A 23,473-nucleotide genomic window follows, 5' to 3' on the forward strand; every position below is an offset into this window, starting at 1 on the left:
CTCAAGTTTAGGCGGTGCGCGCCGCATCCTGGGCGGGGGCGAACCAGGTGCCGACCCGCTCGCCGCGCAGTGCCTCGGCGACCAACGTGGTCGCAGTCAGGATGACTGCGGTGCCCTGCTCCGCGGCCTGCCTGGCGGCGGACACCTTGGTCAGCGCTCCCCCGGTCCCCACGCCGGAGAGACCCGTGGAGCCGATCTCGACGCCGGCGAGGTCGTCGTCGTACGCGACCTCGTCGATCTTCGCCGCTCCCGGCTCCTGCGGGGGCTTCGTATAGAGGGCGTCCACGTCGGACAGCAGCACCAGCAGGTCGGCGTCGACGAGCAGCGCCACCAGCGCGGCGAGCCGGTCGTTGTCGCCGAACCGGATCTCGTGGGTGGCGACGGTGTCGTTCTCGTTCACGATCGGCAGGATGCGCAGGTCGAGCAGGCGCTCCATGGCCCGCTTGGCATTGCTCCGGTGGGTCGGGTTCTCCATGTCGCCGGCCGTCAGCAGCACCTGTCCGGCGACGATCCCGTACCGGTCGAGGCTGTCCTGATAACGGTAGATGAGCACGTTCTGCCCGACCGCGGCGGCGGCCTGCTGCGTGGCGAGGTCGGTCGGCCGCCCGTCGAGCGCGAGGTACGGGATGCCCGTGGCGATCGCGCCCGACGACACCAGGATCACCTGGGTGTCACGGCCGTGAGCCTCGGCGAGGGCGTCGACGAGCGGGGCGATCTGGCCCGCATTGTCTCCACTGATGGACGACGATCCCACCTTGACGACCACACGTCGCGCTGCGGGGACCTGGCTGCGGTCGTCGATCGTCATTCCCCGTCGGTCTCCTTGTTGTCGTTGTAGTCGTCGTCCGCCCAGAGGCCGGCCTCGCGCTCGCGCACGAGTTCGGCCCGAGCCTCCGCCTTGGCGTCCATGCGCTCGAAGTACTCCTCGCGGCGCTGGTTGCGGGTCGGGCGGTTGAGCGCGTCGAGGCGGGGGTCGGAACCACGCGGCGAGGTCAGCAGTTCAGCCGTCGAGGTCAGCGTCGGCTCCCAATCGAACACCACGCCGTTGTCGCGGCCGATGACCACGGTCGAGCCGGCGACGGCCCCGGCCTTGAACAGCTGGTCTTCGACGCCGAGCTTGGCGAGCCGGTCGGCGAGGAAGCCGACGGCCTCGTCGTTGTTGAAGTCGGTCTGAGCCACCCAGCGCTCCGGCTTGGCGCCGAGGATGCGGTAGACGTTGCCGTCGGAGCCGCCCTCGACCTTGACGACGAACTTGGAGTCGTCCACGGCCTGCGGCCGGATGACGATGCGGGGGCGCGCGGCCTCCGCGGCCACCTGCTCGCGCCGTGCCGCTTCGACCAACTCGGCGAGGGCGAAGGACAGGGGCCGCAGTCCCTCATGGCTCACGGCAGAGATCTCGAACACGCGGTAGCCGCGGGCCTCGAGGTCGCTGCGCACGAAGTCGGCGAGCTCGTGGGCATCCGGGACATCGATCTTGTTGAGCGCGATCAACTGAGGACGCTCGAGCAGCGGCGTCTGACCCTCCGGTACCGGATACGCGGCCAGCTCGCCCAGGATGACGTCGAGATCGCTGATGGGGTCGCGTCCGGGCTCCAGGGTGGCGCAGTCGAGAACGTGGAGCAGCGCGCTGCAGCGTTCGACGTGGCGCAGGAACTCGAGTCCGAGCCCCTTGCCCTCGCTCGCGCCCTCGATGAGGCCGGGGACGTCGGCGACCGTGTAGCGCACGTCGCCCGCCTGGACGACACCGAGGTTCGGGTGCAGCGTGGTGAAGGGGTAGTCGGCGATCTTCGGCTTGGCCGCCGACAGCGCGGCGATCAGGCTCGACTTGCCGGCCGAGGGGTACCCGACCAGGGCGACATCGGCGACGGTCTTGAGCTCGAGGAGCACATCGCCCTCGAAGCCCGGGGTCCCCAGCAGCGCGAAGCCAGGGGCCTTGCGCTTGGGGTTGGCGAGGGCGGCGTTGCCGAGGCCGCCGATGCCGCCGGGCGCGACGACGTAGCGCATGCCCGGCTCGTTCATGTCGATGAGCTCGTTGCCCGCCGGGTCCTTGACGACGGTCCCGACCGGAACGGCGAGCTCGAGCTCTTCGCCGGCGTAGCCGCTGCGGTGGTCGCCCATCCCGAAGCCGCCGTTGTCGGAGGAACGGTGCGGGTGACGGTGATAGCCGAGCAGCGTGGTGACCTGGGGGTCGGAGACGAGGACGATGTCGCCGCCGTTACCGCCGTTGCCGCCGTCGGGGCCGGCGAGCGGCTTGAACTTCTCGCGCTTGACGGAAACGCACCCGTTGCCGCCGTTGCCGGCGCGCAGATGCAACGTCACGTGATCCACGAACGTCGCCATGGTGCTCCTTCTATCGGGTAAAACGGGGATGGGCGGGCCGAAGCCCGCCCATCCGGAAGTGTGCTCGTGGAGGAGGCTTACGCCTGGGCCGCCACGATGTTGACGACCTTGCGGCCGCCCTTGCTGCCGAACTCGACCGAACCGGCCGCGAGTGCGAACAGGGTGTCGTCGCCACCACGGCCGACGTTCACGCCCGGGTGGAAGTGGGTGCCGCGCTGACGGACGATGATCTCGCCCGCGCCGACGACCTGACCGCCGAAGCGCTTCACGCCGAGGCGCTGCGCGTTCGAGTCACGACCGTTGCGAGTGGAGCTCGCTCCCTTTTTGTGTGCCATTGCTTCTTCTCCTCAGCCCTGTGCTCGTCGGCTACTTGATGCCGGTGACCTTGACGCGCGTGAGCTCCTGGCGGTGCCCCTGACGCTTCTTGTAGCCGGTCTTGTTCTTGAACTTCTGGATCACGATCTTCGGGCCGCGGAGGTCGCCGAGGACCTCGGCGGTGACCTTCACCTTGGCGAGCGACTTCGCGTCGGAGGTGATCGTGTCACCGTCAACAAGCAGCACAGCAGCGAGCTCGACGTTGCCATCCTTGTCGGCCTTGATACGGTCCATCGTCACGATGGTGCCGACCTCGACCTTTTCCTGCCGGCCACCGGCGCGCACAACTGCGTAAACCACTTTTACGTACCTTTTCTCTGGGGATCAGCTCCCCCCGGCTCAGTCGAGCGGCGGACCTGGTCCTAATCTCTGTATCTTCAGGAAGTTACTGGCGAGTCCTGCCCGTCGCTCCGCGACGTTCCGGCTCTCAGAAAAACCATGGTGGTCAGCGGACAACGCCCGACACACACCAACGGTCAACTTTACCCGATGCCGCTTCCACGGTCAATTCGCGTCACGCGGATCGGTGTGGGGGCGTCGGGGCGCGGCCCCTCGGTGGCGCCGCTTCCTACAATCATTGTATGACGGTCCTGATCGATCCCCCGGCATGGCCCGCCCACGGCATGTTGTGGTCGCATCTCGTGAGCGACAGCTCTCTCGCCGAGCTGCACGCCTTCGCCGATGCCAACGACATCGGCCGACGCGCGTTCGACCTCGACCACTATGACGTCCCCGACCGTCGTTACGATCAGCTCGTCGCCGCCGGCGCGGAGCCGGTCAGCGGCAAAGAGCTCGTCGTGCGGCTGCGCGCCAGCGGTCTCCGCATCAAGGCGCGGGACCGCGTGCGCAAGCACTGATCCCGCGCCTCGAGTGCGTGGTGCCGACGAGGACTACTCGGCGGAGTCGGTCCTGGTGATCTCGGGAGCCACCGAGCCGCCTGCGATGGCCGCGGTGCTGACCCGCCGGCTCCGGCCGCGTCCCTGTCCGGGCTGCTTGGGCTGCGGGAGCGCGTCGAGCACCGAGTCGAGCAGCTGCTCCGTCTCCTTGGAGGGGGCGCGACGCGACGGCGCGGTCGCGACGGCCACGGGGATGTCGAGCAGCGTGACCGCAGCCTCGGATGCGTCGGCCTGGACGGGGCGGTCGGAAGCCGCGGCCGCATCCTGAGCCTCCGCGGCGTCGTCGGTCGACGGCGCTGCTGCCTTCTTCGAGGACTTCCTGCGGCTCTTCTTCGGCGCGTCGGTGGCGGCGGGGGCGACCTCGGCCGCGGCGTCCGCGTCGGCGACGTGCTTGCCGTGACCGCTGTCGGCTGCGGCGGCGGCGTTCGTGTCGTCGGCGACCGCAGCCGGGGCTGCCGTTTCGCCATCGACCGGATGCTCACCCTCGTGACCGTGCGCGGCGAGCGTGCTCGCGGCGATCTGCGCGAGCGCGTTCTTGGCGTCGTCGGTGATGGCGTGCGTCACGCCGGGAGCGTGGCCGTTGCCGTTGCCGTTCGAGGCGCCGCCGGCGCCGTTGTTCGACGATCCGTTGCCGCCGTTGCCGTTCGAGCCCTGAGGCTGCTGGCCGCCGCGGCCTCGCCGGCGCTCTCCCTGCTGCTGCTGTTGCGGCTGACGGTGCTTCACGACAGGCTCGTGGTGCACGACGACGCCGCGTCCGGCGCAGACCTCGCACGCCTCGCTGAAGGTCTCGAGCAGGCCGAGTCCCAGCTTCTTGCGCGTCATCTGAACGAGTCCGAGCGAGGTGACCTCGGCGACCTGGTGCTTCGTGCGGTCGCGGCTGAGGCATTCGATCAGCCGGCGCAGCACGAGGTCGCGGTTCGACTCGAGCACCATGTCGATGAAGTCGACGACGATGATGCCACCGATGTCGCGCAGCCGGAGCTGGCGCACGATCTCTTCCGCCGCCTCGAGGTTGTTCTTGGTGACCGTCTCTTCGAGGTTGCCGCCGGAGCCGACGAACTTGCCGGTGTTGACGTCGACCACCGTCATGGCCTCGGTGCGGTCGATCACGAGCGAACCGCCCGACGGGAGCCAGACCTTGCGGTCGAGCGCCTTCTCGATCTGCTCCGTGATGCGGTGCTCGTCGAACGCGTCGCGGTCGCCGGTGTACGGCTCGACGCGGTCGAGCAGATCGGGAGCGACCTGGCGCAGGTAGGTCTCGATGGTCTGCTTGGCGTCGTCGCCCGAGATGATCAGCTTCTGGAAGTCCTCGTTGAAGACGTCGCGCACGATCTTGATCAGCAGATCGGGCTCGCTGTGCAGCAGCGCCGGAGCCTGAACGGACTCGACCTGCTTGCTGATGTCCGCCCACTGCGCGGTGAGGCGCGTGACGTCGAGCGTCAGCTGCTCCTCGGTCGCGCCCTCGGCCGCCGTGCGGACGATGACGCCGACGTTCTCCGGCAGCACCTCTTTGAGGATCTTCTTGAGGCGCGCGCGCTCGGTGTCGGGCAGCTTGCGGCTGATCCCGTTCATCGAACCGTTGGGCACGTAGACGAGGTAGCGTCCGGGCAGCGAGACCTGGCTGGTGAGGCGCGCGCCCTTGTGGCCGATCGGATCCTTGGTGACCTGGACGAGCACGCGGTCGCCCGGCTTCAGCGCGAGCTCGATGCGGCGGGGCTGGTTGCCCGTCTCGGCGGCGTCCCAATCGACCTCGCCCGAGTAGAGCACGGCGTTGCGGCCGCGGCCGATGTCGACGAAGGCGGCTTCCATGCTGGGGAGCACGTTCTGCACGCGTCCGAGGTAGACGTTGCCGATCAGCGACGCCTCCTGGGACTTCGCCACGTAGTGCTCGACCAGCACCTTGTCTTCGAGCACGCCGATCTGGATGCGGCCGCTCTTGGAGCGGACGATCATCTGGCGGTCGACGGACTCGCGGCGCGCGAGGAACTCCGCCTCGGTGATGACGGGGCGGCGGCGCCCGGCGTCACGGCCGTCGCGACGGCGCTGCTTCTTGGCCTCGAGGCGCGTCGAGCCCTTGACCTTCTGCGGCTCCGTGATCAGCTCGGGCTCGCGCGGAGCGCGCACCTTGACGACGGTGTTGGCGGGGTCGTTCGAGCCGCCCCTGTTCTCCTCGCCGGCACGGCGACGCGACCGACGGCGGATGGTGCTCGGCTCGTCGTCTCCGTCGTCGTCGCGCGGCAGGGGCGGGAGCGGCAGGATGTCGGGCGCCTGGAAGAGCAGCGTCGTGGGGGGAAGCCCGGGAACGACGGGCGTGCCGGCCGCCGTCGACTCGGTGCTCTCAGTGCTGTCAGTGCTCTCGGTGCTTTCGGCGGCGGGGGCGTCCCCTGCCGCGCGGGGCTCGTCGGCCACGGGTGTCTCCTCTTCCGGCGACGCCTCGGCCGCCGGGGGCTCATGGGGCTCGGGGGCGGTGGGACCCGACGGCGCCTGCTGGGCGCTCGGGGTCGCAGACGCATCCGGCGCCGCTTCGGTCACGGGCGGCTGAGGCGCGGCGGCAGCCGCGGCCTTCTTGGCATTCTTGCGGGACCCGAAGAGGCGCGAACGCTTCCTCCCCCCGCTCTCCGTGCCTTCCGTTCCGTTGACCTGCGTGTTCTCAGTGTTGTCGTTTTCCACCATCGCTGGTGCACTCCTCGACCGGAGCGCGGTTCCCCGCACACCGGGTACTCTCCGTAGGCGGAGCCAGCACTCCCGCGCCGACTCCGCAATCCTTGGTCTGTGCGAACGGCTCGTGGCTCGGCTCGCACGGTCTCGATGTCTTCGGTCGGCCACTTCGGCCGACCCGTTCTGGGCGTCTCACGCCCTCAAGCCTTCTTTGGCGTCTCGTCGGCCACATGGCCGATGAGACTTCACAAGCCATTATCGCATGGTCACGGCGCAAACGCGGTCGGCCCCCGGTCGACACGCGAGAGCGCATGCCATAATCCGACTGTGCCTCCCTCTACGACGTCGCGCCGTCCGACAGCGCTCGCCATCTTCCTCATCGTCGCCGGAGCGATCGGATTCTGGGCCGCGTTCCAGCTCACCCTCGACAAGCTCGCCGTGCTCGCCAACCCGAACGCGAACCTGTCGTGCAACTTCAGCCTCCTGGTCGGGTGCTCCAAGAACCTCAACTCCGCCCAGGGCGCGATCTTCGGCTTCCCGAACCCCCTGATCGGCATCGCCTGCTGGACCGCCGTCATCTCGGTCGGCGTCGGCATCCTCGCCGGCGCCCGCTTCGCCAAGTGGTACTGGATGCTCTTCAACCTCGGCGTCGTCGGGGCCATCGTCCTCGTCGGCTACCTCATCGCCCAGTCGGTCACGGTACTCAACGTGCTCTGCCCCTGGTGCATGGTCACCTGGGTCGTCACCATCCCGACGTTCTGGGCCGTCACGCTCTACAACCTCAAAGAGGGCAACATTCCCGTTCCGGCATCCGCTCGCCGCTTCTTCGGCACCCTGTACGGCTGGGTGCCGCTGATCACGATCGTCTGCTACGCGATCGTCGCCATCTGGGCCCAGGTGCGCCTCGACTGGATCCACAACGTGTTCGTCTGACCCGCTGAACGCCCGACGGAAACGACGAGGGCGCCGGTTGCATCGGCAACCGGCGCCCTCGTCTTCGTCTCAGCGAGCGGGATGGGCCGCGGCTAGAACCACAGCGCCAGCTCGCGCGCAGCCGACTCGGGCGAGTCGGAGCCGTGCACGAGGTTCTGCTGAACCTTGAGTCCCCAGTCGCGCGCCAGGTCGCCACGGATGGTGCCGGGCGCGGCCGTCGTCGGGTCGGTCGTTCCGGCGAGCGACCGGAATCCCTCGATCACCCGGTTGCCGGCGACGCGGATGGCGACGATCGGACCGCTCTCCATGAACTCGACCAGCGGCTCGTAGAACGGCTTGCCCTCGTGCTCGGCGTAGTGCTTGGCCAGCAGCTCGCGGTCGGCCTGCAGCATCCGGAGGTCGACGAGCGAGTAGCCCTTCGCCTCGATGCGGCGAAGGATCTCGCCCGTGAGGTTTCTGGCGACTCCGTCGGGCTTGACGAGGACGAGGGTCTCTTCGACAGCGGTGGTCATGGATTCTCCGTTCCGGTGGCGGCCGCACGTGCGGCCTTGTTGTTTCGGTCGATGCGGGCGCCCGCGATCATGCAGTAGGTCCACATGGCCGTGAAGATGGCGCCCACGATGAAGAAGGCGGGGACGAGGAAGCCGGCGGCGACGACGACGAGCTGAACCAGCCAGCCGAGCCAGATGCCGACCGGGTAGCGCAGCAGCCCGACGGCCGCGATGATCACGACGACGACGACCGCTCCCCCGCCGAGCGCGATCGCGGGCGGGAGGGCCTTGAGCCCGAAGAGCACGAGTGCGCCCAGGAAGACGACGATGAGCTCGAAGCCGAGCACGATCGAGCCGAGGAGCTCGACGACACTCCTGGTGCGGCGCACGCGTCCAGCGGGCGCGGAGTCGGCGGGCGCGGAGTCGGCAGGACCGGGCTCGGCGGGACCGGGATCGGTCACGACGTCTCCTTCCAGCCGGCGGCCTCTGCGATCGTCATCGCTTCGCCGACGAGCACGATCGAGCCGGTCACCACGACGGCCCGCTTCGGCCCTTCGGCCGCCCAGTCGCGTGCGGCGACGAGCGCCTCCTCCAGGTCGGGGTAGACGAAGGTCGCGTCTTCGTGGGTCTCCTCGAGCACGATCTCGCCGAGCTCGGCGTAGTCGATCGCGCGGTCGGAGCGCACCTGCGTCACGTAGAACTGGTCGGTCACCGGCGCGAGCTCCCGGATGATGCCGCGCACGTCCTTGTCGGACAACGCGGCGAAGACCACGGTGATCTCGTCGAAGTCGAAGTAGGTGCGCAGCGCCTTCGCGAGCGTCTCGGCGCCGGCCGGGTTGTGGGCGGCGTCGACGATGATGCTCGGCTCGATGCCGATCAGCTGCAGGCGGCCCGGCGAGGTCGAGATGGCGAAGCCCTCCTCGAGCAGGTCGCGGTTGAGCGGCTGCGTGCCGCGCCCGAGGAAGGTCTCGACCGCCGCGACGGCGACGGCGGCGTTCTGCGCCTGGTGGTCTCCGTAGAGCGGGAGGAACAGATCGTCGTAGGTGCCCGCCCTGCCCCGGATGCTCACCAGCTGTCCCCCGACGGCGACCGCCGTCGACGCGACGTCGAACGCCTCCGGCTGCACGGCGAGGCTCGACTCCGTCAGCTCGGCCGCGGTCGTCAGCTCCGCGAGGGCCTCGGCCGGCTGAACGGCGCTCACGACGTCGGCCGACGGCTTGATGATCCCCGACTTGGTCCGCGCGATCGCGGCGACCGTGTCGCCGAGCGCCTTGGTGTGGTCGAGCGAGATCGGTGTGAACACCGCCACCTGTCCGTCGCCGACGTTCGTGGAGTCCCACTCCCCGCCCATCCCGACCTCGATCACAGCGACGTCGACGGGTGCGTCGGCGAACGCCGCGAAGGCCAAGGCGGTCAGGGCCTCGAAGAAGGTCAGCGGCGCGGAGCCGGCTTCGACCAGCTCGCTGTCGACGATCTCGAGGTACGGCTGCACGTCCTCCCAGTTGCGCACCAGGTCCTCATCGCTGATCGGCACGCCGTCGATCACGATGCGTTCGTTGAAGCGCACGAGGTGCGGGCTCGTCAGCAGCCCGGTGCGCAGGCCGTACGCCCGCAGGATGCTCTCCGCGATGCGGCTCGTGCTCGTCTTGCCGTTCGTCCCCGTGATGTGGATGATCGGGTATGCGCGCTGCGGGTCGCCCAGCAGTTCCACCGCCCGGCGCGTCGCGGTCAGCCGGTGCTCGGGGGCGCCTTCGCCGACCCGCGCGAGCAGCGCCTGGTAGACGCCCTCTGCCGCCTCGCGGAAGTCCTCGTCGCTCATCGGGTCCCCTCCCGCCGTTCCGCATCCTGCCCGTTCGCATCGGCGACCCGGGTCACGCCGACCGTGAACGCTCCGGCGTTGGCGAACTGCCCCGCCTCGAACGTCTTCCGGTACGCGGCCTCCGCCGCAGCGAACTCCACCACCAGCGCCAGGGTCTCGGCCGCGATGTCCACAGTGTCGGCGAGGCCGAGCGCGCGGGAATCGTCGTCGTGGGCGAACTCCAGCGAGAGCCGGATGCGGTCGCTCACGTCGAGTCCGGCCGCCTTGCGCGTGTCCTGCACCGCGCGGATGACGTCCCGGGCCAGTCCTTCGGCCTCGAGCTCCGGCGTGGTGACCGTTTCGAGCAGCACGAAGCCGCCGCCCGGCAGCAGCGCGAGGGCCGAGGTGGATTCGCCGTCGGCCTGCGCGGTCTCGAGCACGAGGTCGTATTCGCCTTCGGCCAGCTCGATGCCGCCCGCGGTCACGACGCCGTCCGCTTCGGACCAGTCCCCCGCCCTCGCGGCCTTGATCACCGTCTGCACCTCTTTACCAAGGCGCGGACCGGCCGCACGGGCGTTGACCGTCAGCCTGCTCGTGATGCCGTAGAGCGAGGCGCTGTCATCGTGGAGTTCGACCAGCTCGACCGCCTTGACGTTGAGCTCGTCGCGCAGGATGGACTCGAACGGGGCCAGCGCCGCCGCGTGCGCGGCGACCACCGTGAGCCGGGCGAGCGGCAGCCGTACGCGCAGACCCGCCTGCTTGCGCAGCGAGAGCACCGTCGAGCTGATCGCCCGGATGCCGTCCATCGCCTCGACGAGCGCGTCGTCCGCCGGGAACTCGTCCGCCGCGGGCCAGTCCGTGAGGTGCACGCTCCGGCCACCGGTGAGCCCCTGCCAGATGCGCTCGGTCACGAGCGGGAGCAGCGGTGCGGCGACGCGCGTGACCGTCTCGAGCACCGTGAACAGCGTGTCGAACGCCTCGCTGCCGGCGCCGTCTTCCGACACACCCTCCCAGAAGCGGTCCCGCGACCGGCGGACGTACCAGTTGGTGAGGAGGTCGGCGAAGTCGCGCAGCTTCGCTGCGGCGAGTGTGCTGTCGAGCGCCTCGAGGTCGGCCGTCACGTCGGCGATCAGGTCGCGGGTCTTGGCCAGGAGGTAGCGGTCGAGCACGTCCGTCGAGTCGACGCGACGGCGTGCGTCATAACCCGTCGCGTTCGCATACAGCGAGAAGAAGTACCAGGTGTTCCAGAGCGGCAGCAGCACCTGTCGCACGCCCTCGCGGATCCCCTCCTCGGTCACGATCAGGTTGCCGCCGCGGAGCACCGGGCTCGACATCAGGAACCAGCGCATCGCGTCCGAGCCGTCGCGGTCGAAGACCTCGTTGACGTCGGGGTAGTTGCGCAGCGATTTCGACATCTTCTGCCCGTCGCTGCCGAGCACGATGCCGTGGCTGATGACGTTCTTGAACGCGGGGCGGTCGAAGAGCGCGGTCGAGAGCACGTGCAGCATGTAGAACCAGCCACGCGTCTGCCCGATGTACTCCACGATGAAGTCGGCCGGATTGTGGCTATCGAACCACTCGCGGTTCTCGAACGGGTAGTGCACCTGCGCGAACGGCATCGAGCCGGAGTCGAACCACACGTCGAGCACATCCGGGATGCGGCGCATCGTCGAGCGGCCGGTGGGGTCGTCCGGGTTCGGGCGGGTCAGCTCGTCGATGTACGGACGGTGCAGATCGGGCTCGCCGTCGCCGTTCAGCGGGAGACGTCCGAAGTCCGCCTCCAGGTCGGCCAGCGAACCGTAGACGTCGATGCGCGGGTACGCCGGGTCGTCGCTCTTCCACACCGGGATGGGCGACCCGAAGTAGCGGTTGCGCGAGATCGACCAGTCACGGGCGTTGCTCAGCCACTTGCCGAACTGGCCGTCCTTGACGTTCTCCGGCACCCACTCGATCTGCTGGTTGAGCTCGACCATGCGGTCGCGGAACTCGGTGACGCGCACGAACCAGCTCGAGACCGCCTTGTAGATGAGCGGGTTGCGGCAGCGCCAGCAGTGCGGGTACGAGTGCTCGTAGCTCGCCTGGCGCAGCAGCCGGCCGTTCTCGCGCAGCAGCTTGGTGAGCGGCTTGTTCGCCTCGAAGACCTGCAGGCCGGCGACGTCCTCGATCACAGGGAGGAAGCGCGCACCGTCGTCGACGGAGATGATGACCGGGATGCCGGCGGCCTCGCAGACGCGCTGGTCGTCTTCACCATAGGCGGGCGCCTGGTGCACGATGCCGGTGCCGTCCTCGGTCGTGACGTAGTCGTCGACCAGGATGCGCCACGCGTTCTCGGTGCCGTAGGTCTCGGTGTCGGCGTAGTAGTCCCACAGCCGGTCGTACGTCACGCCCTCGAGCTCGGCGCCGCGGATGCGACGCGTGACGGCGGCCAGTGCGTCGGCGGCCGTCTCGTAGCCCAGCTCTTTCGCGTAGTTGCCGACGAGGTCGATCGCGAGCAGGTACTCGCCGCTCAGCACCTCGTCGTCGGGGACGCCGTGCGCGTCGGCCGCGCCGTTCGGGCCGGACGGCACGACGGCGTATTCGATGTCGGGTCCGACGACGAGCGCGAGGTTCGTCGGCAGGGTCCACGGCGTCGTCGTCCAGGCGAGTGCCCGCACCGCGGTGAGACCGAGCGACTCGGCCTTGGCGCCGGTCAGCGGGAAGGTCACCGTGACCGTCTGGTCCTGACGCATCTTGTAGACGTCGTCGTCCATCCGGAGTTCGTGGTTCGACAGCGGCGTCTGGTCGCGCCAGCAGTACGGGAGGACGCGGTAGCCCTCGTAGGCGAGTCCCTTCTCGTGCAGCTGCGAGAACGCCCAGATGACGGACTCCATGAAGGTGACGTCGAGCGTCTTGTAGTCGTTGTCGAAGTCGACCCAGCGCGCCTGGCGGGTGACGTACTCCTGCCACTCGCGGGTGTAGTGGAGCACGGAGTCGCGGGCCGCGGTGTTGAAGGCCGCGATGCCCATCTCCTCGATCTGGCTCTTGTCGGTGATGCCCAGCTGCCGCTCGGCCTCGAGCTCGGCAGGAAGACCGTGCGTGTCCCATCCGAAGCGACGCTCGACCTTCTTGCCGCGCATCGTCTGGAAGCGCGGGAAGACGTCCTTGGCGTAGCCGGTGAGGAGGTGACCGTAGTGCGGCAGGCCGTTGGCGAACGGCGGGCCGTCGTAGAACACCCATTCCGGAGCGCCCTCGCGGTTCTCGATGGACGCGCGGAAGGTGCCGTCCTTCTTCCAGAAGCCGAGAACCTCTGTCTCGATGTCCGGGAAGCTCGGGCTGGGGGCGACGCCGTTCGGCTGGTCGTCCGGCGAGGCGTTGTCCGGCGTGTGGGGGTACGGCATCTCTCTCCTGGCAGGTCGTTCGTCTGCACGAGGACGCCGGACGCTGACGCGTTCGCCGCGGTACCACCCCGCTTGCCGCATCCGCCCACTCGAGGATACGACCGCTCTCTCTTTGGCTATGACGGGCCAGCCCCGTTCGGTTCTACTCGGCGGCCGGAACCGCTTTTCTTCCGAAGACTCACCGGTGATGGCCGGGTCGATGTCTGTACGACGATTCTACCTGGTCGCGGCGCGATCATCGAGGACGGCCTGATACCCGGCGCAGACCGGCGCGATCGCCGCCTCGACGTACGGGGCGAGCGGGCCGCGTGCGACGCCCGCAGCCGCCCAGACGGCCGCGGCGGCGACGGCCGCTCCGATGACCGCGGTAGCGATGCTCCGGGGCAGGAGAGCGTCGGGATCCGCGTCCGTCCGCCGCGCGACGAAGGCGCCGAGCAGCCGCACGAGTGTCAGGAAGCGGGACAGCGCCGACGACTCGAGCTCGGCGTTGGTGCCCATCACCTCGAACTGGGTGACCGCGAGCGGCAGACGGGCGGGACCGAACTCCGCGGCCAGCGCGACGACGGACTCCTGCACGGCGTGCATGGTGGGTCCCTGGGCGGATGCTCGTTCGAGCACCTCCCCGAACTGCGCCAGGCTCTCGTGCACCTCGACCCAGAGCAGGTCGCTCTTCGCATCGAAGTAGTTGAAGAAGGTCGCACGGCTCACGCCCGCTCTACGGGTGATGTCCTCGATGGTGGTGCCGGCGTAGGTGCGCTCGAGGAAGAGCTCTGCAGCCGCCTCGGCGAGGGTGCCGCGCGACGAGGCGCGCGGTCGCCCGGAACCCGTGGAATGGATCGGCGGCGTCATGCGTTCCTTCTCCTGCCTATTATTGGACCCGATCCAATTATCGCGTCCCGCCCGAGCATCGAATGACAAGGACCGTCGTGAGTTCCACAGACACCATCACATACAGCACCACCGACCGCCCCGGCATCACGCCGGGGACCGCGCGCCGGGTCACCATCGCGTCGTTCGTCGGCACCTCCCTCGAGTCGTACGACTTCTACCTCTTCGCGTATTTCAGCGCCTTCTTCGTCGGACCGCTGTTCTTCGAGCCGCTCGGCGTCTTCGGGGGTGTGCTCGCCGGGTTCCTGACCATCGCGGCCGGCTTCGTCATCCGGCCGATCGGCGCCATCGTGTTCGGTCACCTGGGCGACCGCATCGGCCGCCGGCCGACTCTCCTCATCACGATCCTCATGATGGGCATCGGCACCGGGCTCGTCGGCGTGCTGCCCACGTACGCCCAAGCCGGGTGGTTCGGAGCGATCGCGCTCGTCCTGCTCCGCCTGGTGCAGGGGCTCTCGCTCGGCGGCGAATGGGGCGGCTCGATCCTGCTCGCCACCGAGTATGCGAACCCGAAGCGGCGCGGCTTCTACGCGTCGCTCCCCCAGCTCGGATCGCCGGTCGGCAGCATCCTGAGCGCCGTTGTCTTCATCGTCATCTCGTTCGCACTGCCCGCCGAGCAGATCGCCGCGTGGGGCTGGCGCATCCCGTTCCTCACGGCCATCCCGCTGCTGCTGGTCTCGCTCTACCTCCGCTGGTCGATCGACGAGACGCCGGTGTTCAAGGAGCTTCTGGCGACGGGTAAGCGCGACCGGTTCCCGGTGCTCGACGTGTTCCGCAAGGCGCCGTCCGCCTTCTTCATCGCGATCGGTGCGGCGGTGCTCGGCATCGGCTCGTACTCCCTGATGAACACCTACATGGTCCAGTACGGAACGGCGACGCTCGGCTTCAGCTTCAACGACCTGCTGATCGCCACGACCATCGGCGGTCTGCTGCAGCTCGTCACCATCCCGCTGTTCGGCGTGTGGGCCACCCGGATCGGTTCCGCCAGGGTCGTCGCGATCGGCGCCGTCGGAACCCTGATCATCGCCTTCCCGATGTACTTCCTGCTGCAGTACGCCACGTTCCCGATCCTCGTCGGCAGCATGATCATCGGCGGGATCCTGCCCACCCTCTCCTGGGCAGGGCTCGGCGGGCTCATGTCCGACCTGTTCCCGAGCGAGGTGCGCTACAGCGGCCTCTCGGTGGCGTACAGCATCGCCGCGCTCCTCACCGCGTTCGTCCCGTTCCTGACCGCGCTGCTCGGCAACGCGACGGGGAACGTCTGGTGGTACCCCGGAATCGTGCTCGGACTGATGAGCGTCATCACCCTCGTGTCCGCATGGCTGGCCGCCCGCCGGCGACCGATCATCGACGACGTCGAACTCGCGGCCTGAGCCTCCGCTACCCTGGAAGGACTGCACACTCAGGCACCTTTCCATTGACACGGTGCCGCACATATCGATTCGGAGAGTCATGAGCGCCGCCATTGTGCCCGATAAGCCCGCCCTCGAGGGGCTGGAAGAGAAGTGGGGCGGCCGCTGGCAGTCCGACGGTACGTTCCTCTTCGACCGCGCCGCCGCCCTCGCGGCCGAGCGCCGGTGCCTCTACTCCATCGACACCCCGCCGCCGACGGCCAGCGGCTCGCTGCACATCGGTCACGTGTTCAGCTACACCCACACCGACGTCATCGCGCGGTACCAGCGCATGCTCGGCAAGCACGTGTTCTACCCGATGGGCTGGGACGACAACGGCCTGCCGACCGAGCGCCGTGTGCAGAACTACTACGGAGTGCGTTGCGACCCGTCGCTGCCGTACGACGCCGACTTCACCCCGCCGTTCGAGGGCGGCGACAACAAGAGCAGCAAGGCGGCCGACCAGAAGCCGATCTCGCGCCGCAACTTCATCGAGCTCTGCGAGCGGCTGACGGTCGAAGACGAGAAGCAGTTCGAGGCGCTCTGGCGCTCGCTCGGTCTCTCCGTCGACTGGAGCCAGACATACCGGACCATCGGCGACGAGGCGCTGCACACGTCGCAGCTCGCCTTCCTGCGCAACATCGAGCGCGGCGAGGCGTACCAGGCCATGGCGCCGACGCTCTGGGACATCACGTTCCGCACCGCGGTGGCCCAGGCGGAGCTCGAGGATCGCGAGCAGCCCGGCGCCTACCACCGCGTCGCCTTCCACGGTGCCGACGGCCCGATCTACATCGAGACCACCCGCCCGGAGCTGCTCCCCGCGTGCGTGGCCCTGGTCGCGCATCCGGATGACGAGCGCTACAAGGCGCTCTTCGGCACGACCGTGACCACCCCGGTCTTCGGCGTCGAGGTCCCGGTGCTCGCCCACCACCTGGCGCAGCCGGACAAGGGCAGCGGCATCGCGATGATCTGCACTTTCGGCGACATCACCGACGTGGTGTGGTGGCGCGAGCTCGACCTGCCCAACCGCGCCATCCTCGGCTTCGACGGACGCCTGGTCAGCGAGCCGCCGCTCGCCATCACGAGCGAGGCGGGCAAGGCCGCGTACGCGGAACTCGCCGGCAAGACGGTGTTCTCGGCCAAGCAGACGGTCGTCGAGCAGCTGCGCGCCACCGGGGACATCGTCGGCGACCCGAAGCCCATCCAGCACCCCGTCAAATTCTTCGAGAAGGGCGACAAGCCCCTCGAGATCGTCTCCACCCGCCAGTGGTACGTCAAGAACGGCGCCCGCGACGAGGCGCTGCGCTCGCGCCTGATCGAGCTCGGCCGTGAGCTCGACTGGCACCCCGAGTTCATGCGCGTCCGCTACGAGAACTGGGTCGGCGGCCTGACCGGCGACTGGCTGATCTCGCGCCAGCGCTTCTTCGGCGTGCCGATCCCGATCTGGTACCCGCTCGACGGCGACGGCAACCCGCGCTTCGACGAGCCGATCCTGCCCGACGCGGCCCAGCTGCCCGTCGACCCGTCGTCGGATGCCGCACCCGGCTTCGAGGAGGCCCAGCGCAATCAGCCGAACGGCTTCGTCGGCGAGCACGACGTGATGGACACTTGGATGACCTCGTCGCTCACCCCGCAGCTGGCCGGCGGCTGGCAGCGCGACGACGAGCTCTTCAACGCTGTGTTTCCCTTCGACCTGCGTCCGCAGGGCCAGGACATCATCCGCACCTGGCTGTTCTCGACCGTGCTCCGTTCGCAGCTCGAGCACGGTGTCGCACCGTGGACGAACACGGCACTCTCCGGCTTCATCGTCGACCCCGACCGCAAGAAGATGTCCAAGTCCAAGGGCAATGTCGTTACTCCGGCCGACATCCTCGAGAAGCACGGCTCGGATGCGGTGCGCTACTGGGCGGCGTCGTCGCGCCTCGGCACCGACGCTGCCTTCGACCCGCAGAACCCGACCCAGATCAAGATCGGACGTCGCCTCGCGATCAAGATTCTGAACGCGGCCAAGTTCATCCTGGGATTCGAAGCGCCCGCGTCGGACGACCTCGCCCTGGTGACCGAAGCCCTCGATCAGAGCATGCTGCAGAACCTCGCGGCCGTCGTCTCCGACGCCACCGCTGCGCTCGACGGCTACGACCACGCGCGAGCCCTCGAACTCACCGAGACGTTCTTCTGGACGTTCTGCGACGACTACCTGGAGCTCGTGAAGGAGCGCGCCTACGGCGACGTCTCCCCCGAGCAGACGTCCGCCGTGGTCGCCCTCCGGCTCGCGCTGTCGACGCTGCTGCGGCTGTTCGCGCCCGTCGTCCCGTTCGCCACCGAGGAGTCCTGGTCGTGGTTCAACGAGGGCTCGGTGCACGTGGCGGCCTGGCCGACAGTCGACGGCCTGACCGACTCGTCCTGGAACGACCGCGCCGGAGTGCTCGGCGTCGTCGGCCGGGCGCTGACGAGCATCCGCGGCGCCAAGACCACGGCGAAGGCCTCGCAGAAGGCGCTCGTCGACTCCGCCACGATCGGCGGCCCGGAGGCGGAGATCTCCGCCGTGAAGCTGGCAGCGGGCGACCTCCGCTCGGTGGGCAGAATCGCCGACCTGCGGTTCGAATCCGGCGAGGAGCTCACGGTGACCGATATTCTGCTTGCCCAGGCCCCGAGCGAGGAGGAACGATGACTGCAACGGTCCGGCGCGTGGACGACAACGAGTTCTTCACCTGGCTCGACCTCTACGCGGGCTACGGCGAGTTCTACGAGACGCCGCTCACCGACGAGAAGGCGCTGCTCGTGTGGAGCTGGCTGACCGACTCCTCGCCCGAGCTGACCGCGTACTTCGCCGTCAACGAAGCGGGCGAGCCGATCGGTCTGGCGCACGTGCGCGAATTCGCGCGGCCGCTCGACGGCAGCCGCGGGCTCTATCTCGACGACCTCTTCGTGTCGCCGGATGCACGGGGCGAAGGCGCCGCGACAGCCCTTCTCGAGTCCCTGCGCGACCGCGCCCGCGCCGAGGGCTTCTCGGTCGTCCGCTGGATCACGGCCAAAGACAACGAGACGGCTCGCCGGGTCTACGACCGGGTCGCCGAGAAGACGAAATGGGTCACCTACGACCTCGTCCCCTGAGGTCGGGCCCGGCCGCATCCCTCCGACGGCATCGACCGGCGGGGATGCGCGCGATAGGGTCGAACAAGCATCAACTCTCAGCCGTGCGGGGTATGGCAAACGGAGGCAACACATGTCGATTGACGTCCGATCGGTCGCTGACGGCGATTTCTTCGCCTGGCTCGATCTCTACGAGAAGTACGCGGAGTTCTACGAGACCACGCTGACCGACCAGAAGGCACTGCTGCTCTGGTCGTGGCTGACCGCGCCCGACCACCCTGAAGAGGGCCTCATCGCCGTCGACGGCGAGCGGATCGTCGGGCTGGCGCACTTCCGTGAGTTCCCGCGTCCCCTCGAGGGCGACCGCGGGATGTTCCTCGACGACCTCTACGTGGCGGAGGACAGCCGTGGCAACGGCGTCGGCCACACCCTGATCGACGCGGTGCGCGAACGTGCCGCGGCGCGTGAGCTCGGCGTCGTGCAGTGGATCACCGCGCACGACAACCAGGAGGCCCAGCAGGTGTACGACTCCGTCGCCAGCCGCACGTCCTGGGTCACCTACGAGATCGACCTTCCCAAGGCGCGCGCCTGATGCAGCTCGGCACCCGCTGGGCGGTCGGAGCCGCAGCCCCATCGTCCCTGCCCGAGGTCGTCGGCTATGCCGTGCAGACCGTCGAGGAGGAGCTCGTCGCCACCGAGGTCGAGACCACGGACTGGCGCTGGACGCTCACCTGGCTCGAAGGTAAGCCGGTCATCGAACTCGACGACGGCACGGTCATCCACTACAACCCCTCCGAGGACTCGGCCACGATCACCCAGCCGTCAACGCAGGAGCCCGACGAGTTCGATCTCGAGCCGTAGGCCGTCGTCGCGGGCTGCACGCCGGCGAGCTCGTCGTCAGCGCGGGAGCTGCGGCAGGATGCGAGCAGCGTTGTCGCGCGAGGCCGTGATGCGGGCATCCTGCTCGTCGTAACGCGGAGCCGAGCGGAGCACCGCGTGGCGCGTCCCCCAGTTCGTGAGCGCCTGTCCGAGGCTGACAGCGGTGCGGTCGATCCAGCCGGCGCGGCGGTCGATACTGAGTGCAGTCATGATCCGATTCCTTCCGGGTGTGTTTCGGCGGCGGGCTCGTACGAGCCGGCCGAGAGCAGCAGCCGCACGGCCACGAGGCACAGTGCGACGACGATGGCGCCTCCGATGACGAAGGGGAGCCTGAGGTCGATGCGGGCGACGAACCCGCCGATGACGGTCGCGATGGGTGTGAGTCCCCAGCCGATCGTGCGGATGATCCCCATTGCACGGCCGAGCATGTCGCTCGGGATGATCGACTGACGCAGGGCGCCCCAGGGCACGTTCCAGACGGCGACGCCGAACGCGCCGACCGCGTACGCCGAGATGGCGATGAAGACGTTGCCCGTCACGCCCACGCCCAACAGCCCGATCCCGCCGACCAGCATCGACCAGAACATCACCACGCCCCGGCCCCAGCGCTCCACGAGCCGACTGGCGATCAGGGCACCGATCAGGGCACCGAGGCCGACGCCGGCGGTGACCACGCCGATCAGAGCGGCGGGAACGGAGAAGGTCTGCAGCAGCAGGAGAACGACGCTCCCCTGTGCGAACGCCATCGCGGATGCCGTGAGCGAGGTCAGCACGATCAGGGCGCGCAGCAGCCGCTGGTGCGTCAGGAACCGGACCACGGCGCCGAAGGACGGCCGAGGCTCCGCGGCGGCATCCGGATTCGCGGCGGCCTCCGCACGCAACCCCCGTGCCGCTGCGGCCGGGATCGTCAGAGCGAGAAGTCCTGCCACCAGGAAGCCCGCGCCGGTGAACCAGACCGGGATGACGATCGCCGCGGCGAACAGGAAGCCGGCGACGGGCGTCGCGATGAAGTTCTGCACCACGATCTCGGCCGACTGCATGCGCCCGTTCGCCCGGTCGAGCTGATTGCGGGTGACGAGACTCGGCACGACCGTGGTGGTCGCGTTGTCGAACACCGTCTCGCCGAGGCCGAACAGCAGCACAATCGCGTACAGCCACCAGATCGTGAGCGTCGAGGTCGCGATCATCACCGCGAGCAGCGCCGCGACGGCGAAGCGCAGGCTGTTGGCCACCGCCATCGCGATCCGGCGGTCCACCCGGTCGAGGAGGATGCCGGCGGGGATGCCGAACAGCAGCCACGGCAGGAACGTCACGGCGGACAGACCGGCGATCAGAGCGGGGTCACGGGTGAGGGTCGTCGCGATCAGCGGCACCGCGGTGCGCCCGATGCCGTCGGCCAGGTTGCTGGTGATCGCGGCGGTCCAGAGCCGGTTGAACCCGGCGCTGAGCGGGGCGCGCTCGAGGGTGGGTCGGGTCGCGGTACTCATCGGTCTTCGCCTTCGACGAGCGGGAAGGCATTGAGCTGGATCTGCACGCGCCGTGCGCCGTCGGCGGGCTCGGCGTCGGGCACGTAGCCCCATTTCGCCCGGAGCCGATCGTGCAGCGCGTAGTACTCGCGCCCGAACTCGGCGAGCTGGTCTTTGGTGAGCGCCATGTGCGACGTCGACAGTGTCGCCGCCTGCGACCATTCCTCGCCGAGTACGTCGAGGCCGTAGCGCAGATACGCGACGAGACGGCGATCGTTGTTCTGCGCCCATTCGCGCGAGATGAGCTCGGTCGCTTCGCGGCCGGCCGGGGTGACGAGTGTCTCGGGCGAGCCGATGGTCACGCCGCCCGGAGCCATCCGCCACCAGCGCTCACGAGCCGAGCCCTTATCTTCGACCTCCACGATGATGTTGTGCTTGGCGAGCTGACGAAGGTGGTAGCTGGTGGCGCCGCTCGACTCCCCCAGGCGCTCCGCCAGACCACTGGCCGTCATCGGGCCGAAGTCGCTGAGCTCGTTCATGATCCGCACGCGCATCGGGTGCGCCAGCGCCCGGAGCGACTCCAGGCTCAGGGCGTCGTCATACGGGTGGGAGATCGCGGGAGGCTTCTCGGCGGAGGCCTCAGCAGACACCTCAGCGGGCGTCTCGGCGGGTGACTCTTCGGGGGTCTTCTCAGCGGCCATACCGACAGAGTAGCAATGCAAAGTTCTCTTTGCAACAGTCTCTTTGCAATTGCTTCTTTGCAATCATACGTTTGCATGCGAAGCGCGTACCGCTGGTTCTAGGCTGGGCAGATGGCTGAATCCTCGAATCCGTTCTTCGCTCCCAGCACCCTTCCGTATCAGTTGCCTCCGTTCGCCGAGATCCGCGACGAGCACTACCGACCCGCCTTCGAGCGCGGGTTCGAGGAGCAGCTGGCGGAGGTCCGCGCGATCACCGCGGAGCGCGATACGCCCACCTTCGAGAACACGATGATCCCCCTCGAGCTGTCCGGTCGAACGCTGATGCGCGTCGCCGAGGTGTTCTTCAACAAAAGCTCGTCCGACAGCACCGATTTCACCAACGCCCTCGAAGAGGAGATCGCCCCCCTCCTCTCCTCCCATGAGGACGCGATTCGGCTCGATCCCCAGCTGTACTCGCGCATCAAGGAACTCCACGACCAGCTCGACAGCCTCGGTCTCGATGCCGAGTCGCGCTATCTCGTCGAGCGCTACTACGCCGAATTCACTCTCGCGGGCGCCGGGCTGACCGACGACGACAAGGAGACACTGAAGGACTACAACCAGCGCCTCTCCACCCTCACGACGCGGTTCGAGAAGAACCTCCTGGCCGACACCAACGAGCTCGCCGTCGTCTTCGACGACGCGTCCGAACTGGACGGGCTCGGCGAGGGTGAGCTCTCCGCGGCATCCGAGGCGGCGAAGGAGCGCGGTCTCGACGGCAAGTACGTGATCACGCTCGTGCTGCCGACCGGGCATCCCTCCCTCGCCGCCCTGACCGATCGCTCCGTGCGTGAGCGCATCATGACCGCTTCGCGTTCGCGTGGCATCCACGGCGGCGACAACGACAACCAGCAGCTCGTGCTCGACATCACTCGGCTGCGGGCGGAACGCGCGCGCCTGCTCGGCTTCGAGACGCACGCCGCGTACGTCACCGCCGATCAAACCGCCAAGAACCCGCGGGCCGTCGCCGACATGCTCGGCAGGCTCGCCCCGCCGGCGGCGCGCAACGCCCTGGCCGAGCAGGCCGACCTGCAGGAGCAGATCGGTGACGCGTTCGCCCTGGCGAGCTGGGACTGGTCGTTCTACACCGAGAAGGTGCGGCAGGCGAAGTACGACGTGGATGTCGCCGCGATGCGCCCGTACTTCGAGGCGGAGCGTGTGCTGCGCGACGGCGTGTTCTACGCGGCGACCCGCCTGTACGGCGTCACCTTCGCCGAGCGTCCCGATCTCGTGGCCTACCACCCGGATGCCCGGGTCTTCGAGGTCAGCAACGAGGACGGCTCGCCGCTCGGCCTCTACATCCTCGACCTCTACACCCGCGACTCCAAGCGCGGCGGAGCGTGGATGAACCCGCTCATCTCTCAGTCCGAGCTGCTCGACACCCCGACCGTCGTGGTCAACAACCTCAACGTGCCCAAGCCCGCCGCCGACGAGCCGACGCTGCTCACCTACGACGAGACGAACACGCTCTTCCACGAGTTCGGACACGCCCTGCACGGCCTGTTCGCCCGGGTGACCTACCCGAAGTTCGCCGGCACCAACGTCTTCCGCGACTTCGTCGAGTTCCCCAGCCAAGTCAACGAGATGTGGATGCTCTGGCCGGAGGTCCTCGCGAACTACGCCGTGCACTATCAGTCGGGCGAGCGCATGCCGCAGGAACTCGTCGACCGGCTGCACGCGTCGGAGGCCTTCAACGAGGGCTTCCTCACCAGCGAGTACCTGGCTGCAGCCCTCCTCGACCAGGCATGGCACGCGATCACCGCCGACGACACCGTGACCGATGTCGCTGCGTTCGAGGCGGAGGCGCTGCGGGCGGTCAGCCTCGACAACCCCGCCGTTCCTACGCGGTACGCGAGCACCTACTTCGCCCACACGTTCTCCGGCGGTTATGACGCCGGGTACTACTCGTACATCTGGAGCGAGGTGCTCGACGCCGACACGGTCGAGTGGTTCAAGGAGAACGGCGGACTGCTCCGTGAGAACGGCGACCGTTTCCGCAGTCGTCTTCTCGGCGTCGGCGGCTCGAAGGACCCGCTGGAGGCCTACCGCGACTTCCGCGGCAGGGACGCCGTGATCGAACCGCTGCTCGCGCGCAGGGGCCTCGACAGCTAGTTGGCACTGGACCGCTCCCCGCGTCGCGCCCTACGC

At 68.6% G+C, this 23,473-nt stretch carries 21 protein-coding genes; 8 read left to right on the forward strand and 13 right to left on the reverse strand.

Annotation, left to right across the window (positions count from 1 at the left end; all coding sequences use genetic code 11):
* Positions 1–7: 7 nt before the first annotated feature.
* The 4 genes from proB to rplU form a co-directional block, all read right to left on the reverse strand.
* On the reverse strand, positions 8–808 hold the full coding sequence (gene proB, locus AC1DB1_RS07670; protein ID WP_271178523.1) for a glutamate 5-kinase: 801 nt from the start codon (positions 806–808) through the stop codon (positions 8–10).
* Positions 805–2,340 (reverse strand): GTPase ObgE, encoded by a 1,536-nt coding sequence (obgE, locus tag AC1DB1_RS07675; protein ID WP_477200331.1) that lies wholly within the window; start codon positions 2,338–2,340, stop codon positions 805–807. The genes proB and obgE overlap by 4 nt, the downstream gene beginning before the upstream one ends.
* Before the next feature lie 77 nt (positions 2,341–2,417).
* Complete coding sequence (rpmA, locus tag AC1DB1_RS07680; RefSeq protein ID WP_271178521.1) at positions 2,418–2,675, reverse strand: 50S ribosomal protein L27; 258 nt, start codon at positions 2,673–2,675, stop codon at positions 2,418–2,420.
* 31 nt (positions 2,676–2,706) lie between these two features.
* A complete protein-coding gene (gene rplU / locus AC1DB1_RS07685; RefSeq protein ID WP_271178520.1) occupies positions 2,707–3,015 on the reverse strand; it encodes a 50S ribosomal protein L21 in 309 nt (102 codons plus the stop codon).
* Between the two features lie 281 nt (positions 3,016–3,296).
* Between rplU and AC1DB1_RS07690 the strand changes: the two genes are divergently transcribed.
* Positions 3,297–3,572, forward strand: a complete 276-nt coding sequence (locus AC1DB1_RS07690; RefSeq protein ID WP_271178519.1) for a DUF4031 domain-containing protein — start codon at positions 3,297–3,299, stop codon at positions 3,570–3,572.
* 33 nt (positions 3,573–3,605) lie between these two features.
* On the opposite strand, the gene AC1DB1_RS07695 is transcribed toward AC1DB1_RS07690, so the two are convergent.
* Entirely contained in the window at positions 3,606–6,284 is a 2,679-nt protein-coding gene (locus AC1DB1_RS07695; protein ID WP_477200332.1) for an Rne/Rng family ribonuclease, read from the reverse strand.
* A 312-nt stretch (positions 6,285–6,596) separates the two neighbouring features.
* Between AC1DB1_RS07695 and AC1DB1_RS07700 the strand changes: the two genes are divergently transcribed.
* Positions 6,597–7,202: a vitamin K epoxide reductase family protein gene (locus AC1DB1_RS07700; protein WP_271178517.1), complete on the forward strand. Its 606-nt coding sequence runs from the start codon at positions 6,597–6,599 to the stop codon at positions 7,200–7,202.
* Positions 7,203–7,294: 92 nt separating this feature from the next.
* Here AC1DB1_RS07700 and ndk read toward each other — a convergent pair whose 3' ends face one another.
* From ndk to AC1DB1_RS07725, 5 genes are all read right to left on the reverse strand, one after another.
* Positions 7,295–7,714: a nucleoside-diphosphate kinase gene (gene ndk / locus AC1DB1_RS07705; RefSeq protein ID WP_271178516.1), complete on the reverse strand. Its 420-nt coding sequence runs from the start codon at positions 7,712–7,714 to the stop codon at positions 7,295–7,297.
* On the reverse strand, positions 7,711–8,154 hold the full coding sequence (locus AC1DB1_RS07710; RefSeq protein ID WP_271178515.1) for a DUF4233 domain-containing protein: 444 nt from the start codon (positions 8,152–8,154) through the stop codon (positions 7,711–7,713). The genes ndk and AC1DB1_RS07710 overlap by 4 nt, the downstream gene beginning before the upstream one ends.
* Entirely contained in the window at positions 8,151–9,512 is a 1,362-nt protein-coding gene (locus AC1DB1_RS07715; protein WP_477200333.1) for a bifunctional folylpolyglutamate synthase/dihydrofolate synthase, read from the reverse strand. The genes AC1DB1_RS07710 and AC1DB1_RS07715 overlap by 4 nt, the downstream gene beginning before the upstream one ends.
* A complete protein-coding gene (ileS, locus tag AC1DB1_RS07720; RefSeq protein WP_477200334.1) occupies positions 9,509–12,868 on the reverse strand; it encodes an isoleucine--tRNA ligase in 3,360 nt (1,119 codons plus the stop codon). The genes AC1DB1_RS07715 and ileS overlap by 4 nt, the downstream gene beginning before the upstream one ends.
* 216 nt (positions 12,869–13,084) lie before the next feature.
* Positions 13,085–13,717: a TetR/AcrR family transcriptional regulator gene (locus tag AC1DB1_RS07725; protein ID WP_477200335.1), complete on the reverse strand. Its 633-nt coding sequence runs from the start codon at positions 13,715–13,717 to the stop codon at positions 13,085–13,087.
* Between the two features lie 77 nt (positions 13,718–13,794).
* Here AC1DB1_RS07725 and AC1DB1_RS07730 point away from each other — a divergent pair, with 77 nt between their 5' ends.
* The 5 genes from AC1DB1_RS07730 to AC1DB1_RS07750 all read left to right on the forward strand — a co-directional run bounded on the left by AC1DB1_RS07730 (position 13,795) and on the right by AC1DB1_RS07750 (position 19,101).
* Positions 13,795–15,129 (forward strand): MFS transporter, encoded by a 1,335-nt coding sequence (locus tag AC1DB1_RS07730; protein WP_477200336.1) that lies wholly within the window; start codon positions 13,795–13,797, stop codon positions 15,127–15,129.
* Positions 15,130–15,208: 79 nt separating this feature from the next.
* A complete protein-coding gene (valS, locus tag AC1DB1_RS07735; protein ID WP_477200337.1) occupies positions 15,209–17,818 on the forward strand; it encodes a valine--tRNA ligase in 2,610 nt (869 codons plus the stop codon).
* Positions 17,815–18,261 (forward strand): GNAT family N-acetyltransferase, encoded by a 447-nt coding sequence (locus AC1DB1_RS07740; RefSeq protein ID WP_271178509.1) that lies wholly within the window; start codon positions 17,815–17,817, stop codon positions 18,259–18,261. The genes valS and AC1DB1_RS07740 overlap by 4 nt, the downstream gene beginning before the upstream one ends.
* Before the next feature lie 112 nt (positions 18,262–18,373).
* A complete protein-coding gene (locus AC1DB1_RS07745; protein WP_271178508.1) occupies positions 18,374–18,832 on the forward strand; it encodes a GNAT family N-acetyltransferase in 459 nt (152 codons plus the stop codon).
* Complete coding sequence (locus AC1DB1_RS07750; protein WP_271178507.1) at positions 18,832–19,101, forward strand: hypothetical protein; 270 nt, start codon at positions 18,832–18,834, stop codon at positions 19,099–19,101. The genes AC1DB1_RS07745 and AC1DB1_RS07750 overlap by 1 nt, the downstream gene beginning before the upstream one ends.
* 36 nt (positions 19,102–19,137) lie before the next feature.
* Here the strand turns inward: AC1DB1_RS07750 and AC1DB1_RS07755 are convergent, their stop codons facing one another.
* From AC1DB1_RS07755 to AC1DB1_RS07765, 3 genes are read right to left on the reverse strand one after another with little or no spacing between them, the layout of a single operon-like run.
* On the reverse strand, positions 19,138–19,329 hold the full coding sequence (locus tag AC1DB1_RS07755; RefSeq protein WP_271178506.1) for a hypothetical protein: 192 nt from the start codon (positions 19,327–19,329) through the stop codon (positions 19,138–19,140).
* A complete protein-coding gene (locus AC1DB1_RS07760) occupies positions 19,326–20,606 on the reverse strand; it encodes an MFS transporter (RefSeq protein WP_271178505.1) in 1,281 nt (426 codons plus the stop codon). Before AC1DB1_RS07760 ends, AC1DB1_RS07755 begins: the two co-directional genes overlap by 4 nt.
* On the reverse strand, positions 20,603–21,286 hold the full coding sequence (locus AC1DB1_RS07765; RefSeq protein WP_271178504.1) for a helix-turn-helix domain-containing protein: 684 nt from the start codon (positions 21,284–21,286) through the stop codon (positions 20,603–20,605). Before AC1DB1_RS07765 ends, AC1DB1_RS07760 begins: the two co-directional genes overlap by 4 nt.
* A gap of 111 nt (positions 21,287–21,397) precedes the next feature.
* On the opposite strand from AC1DB1_RS07765, the gene AC1DB1_RS07770 reads away from it, so the two are divergent.
* Positions 21,398–23,437, forward strand: coding sequence for a M3 family metallopeptidase (locus AC1DB1_RS07770; protein WP_477200338.1), 2,040 nt, complete (start codon positions 21,398–21,400; stop codon positions 23,435–23,437).
* Positions 23,438–23,473: the final 36 nt, after the last annotated feature.

This window comes from Leifsonia sp. 10N434 (assembly GCF_056394405.1).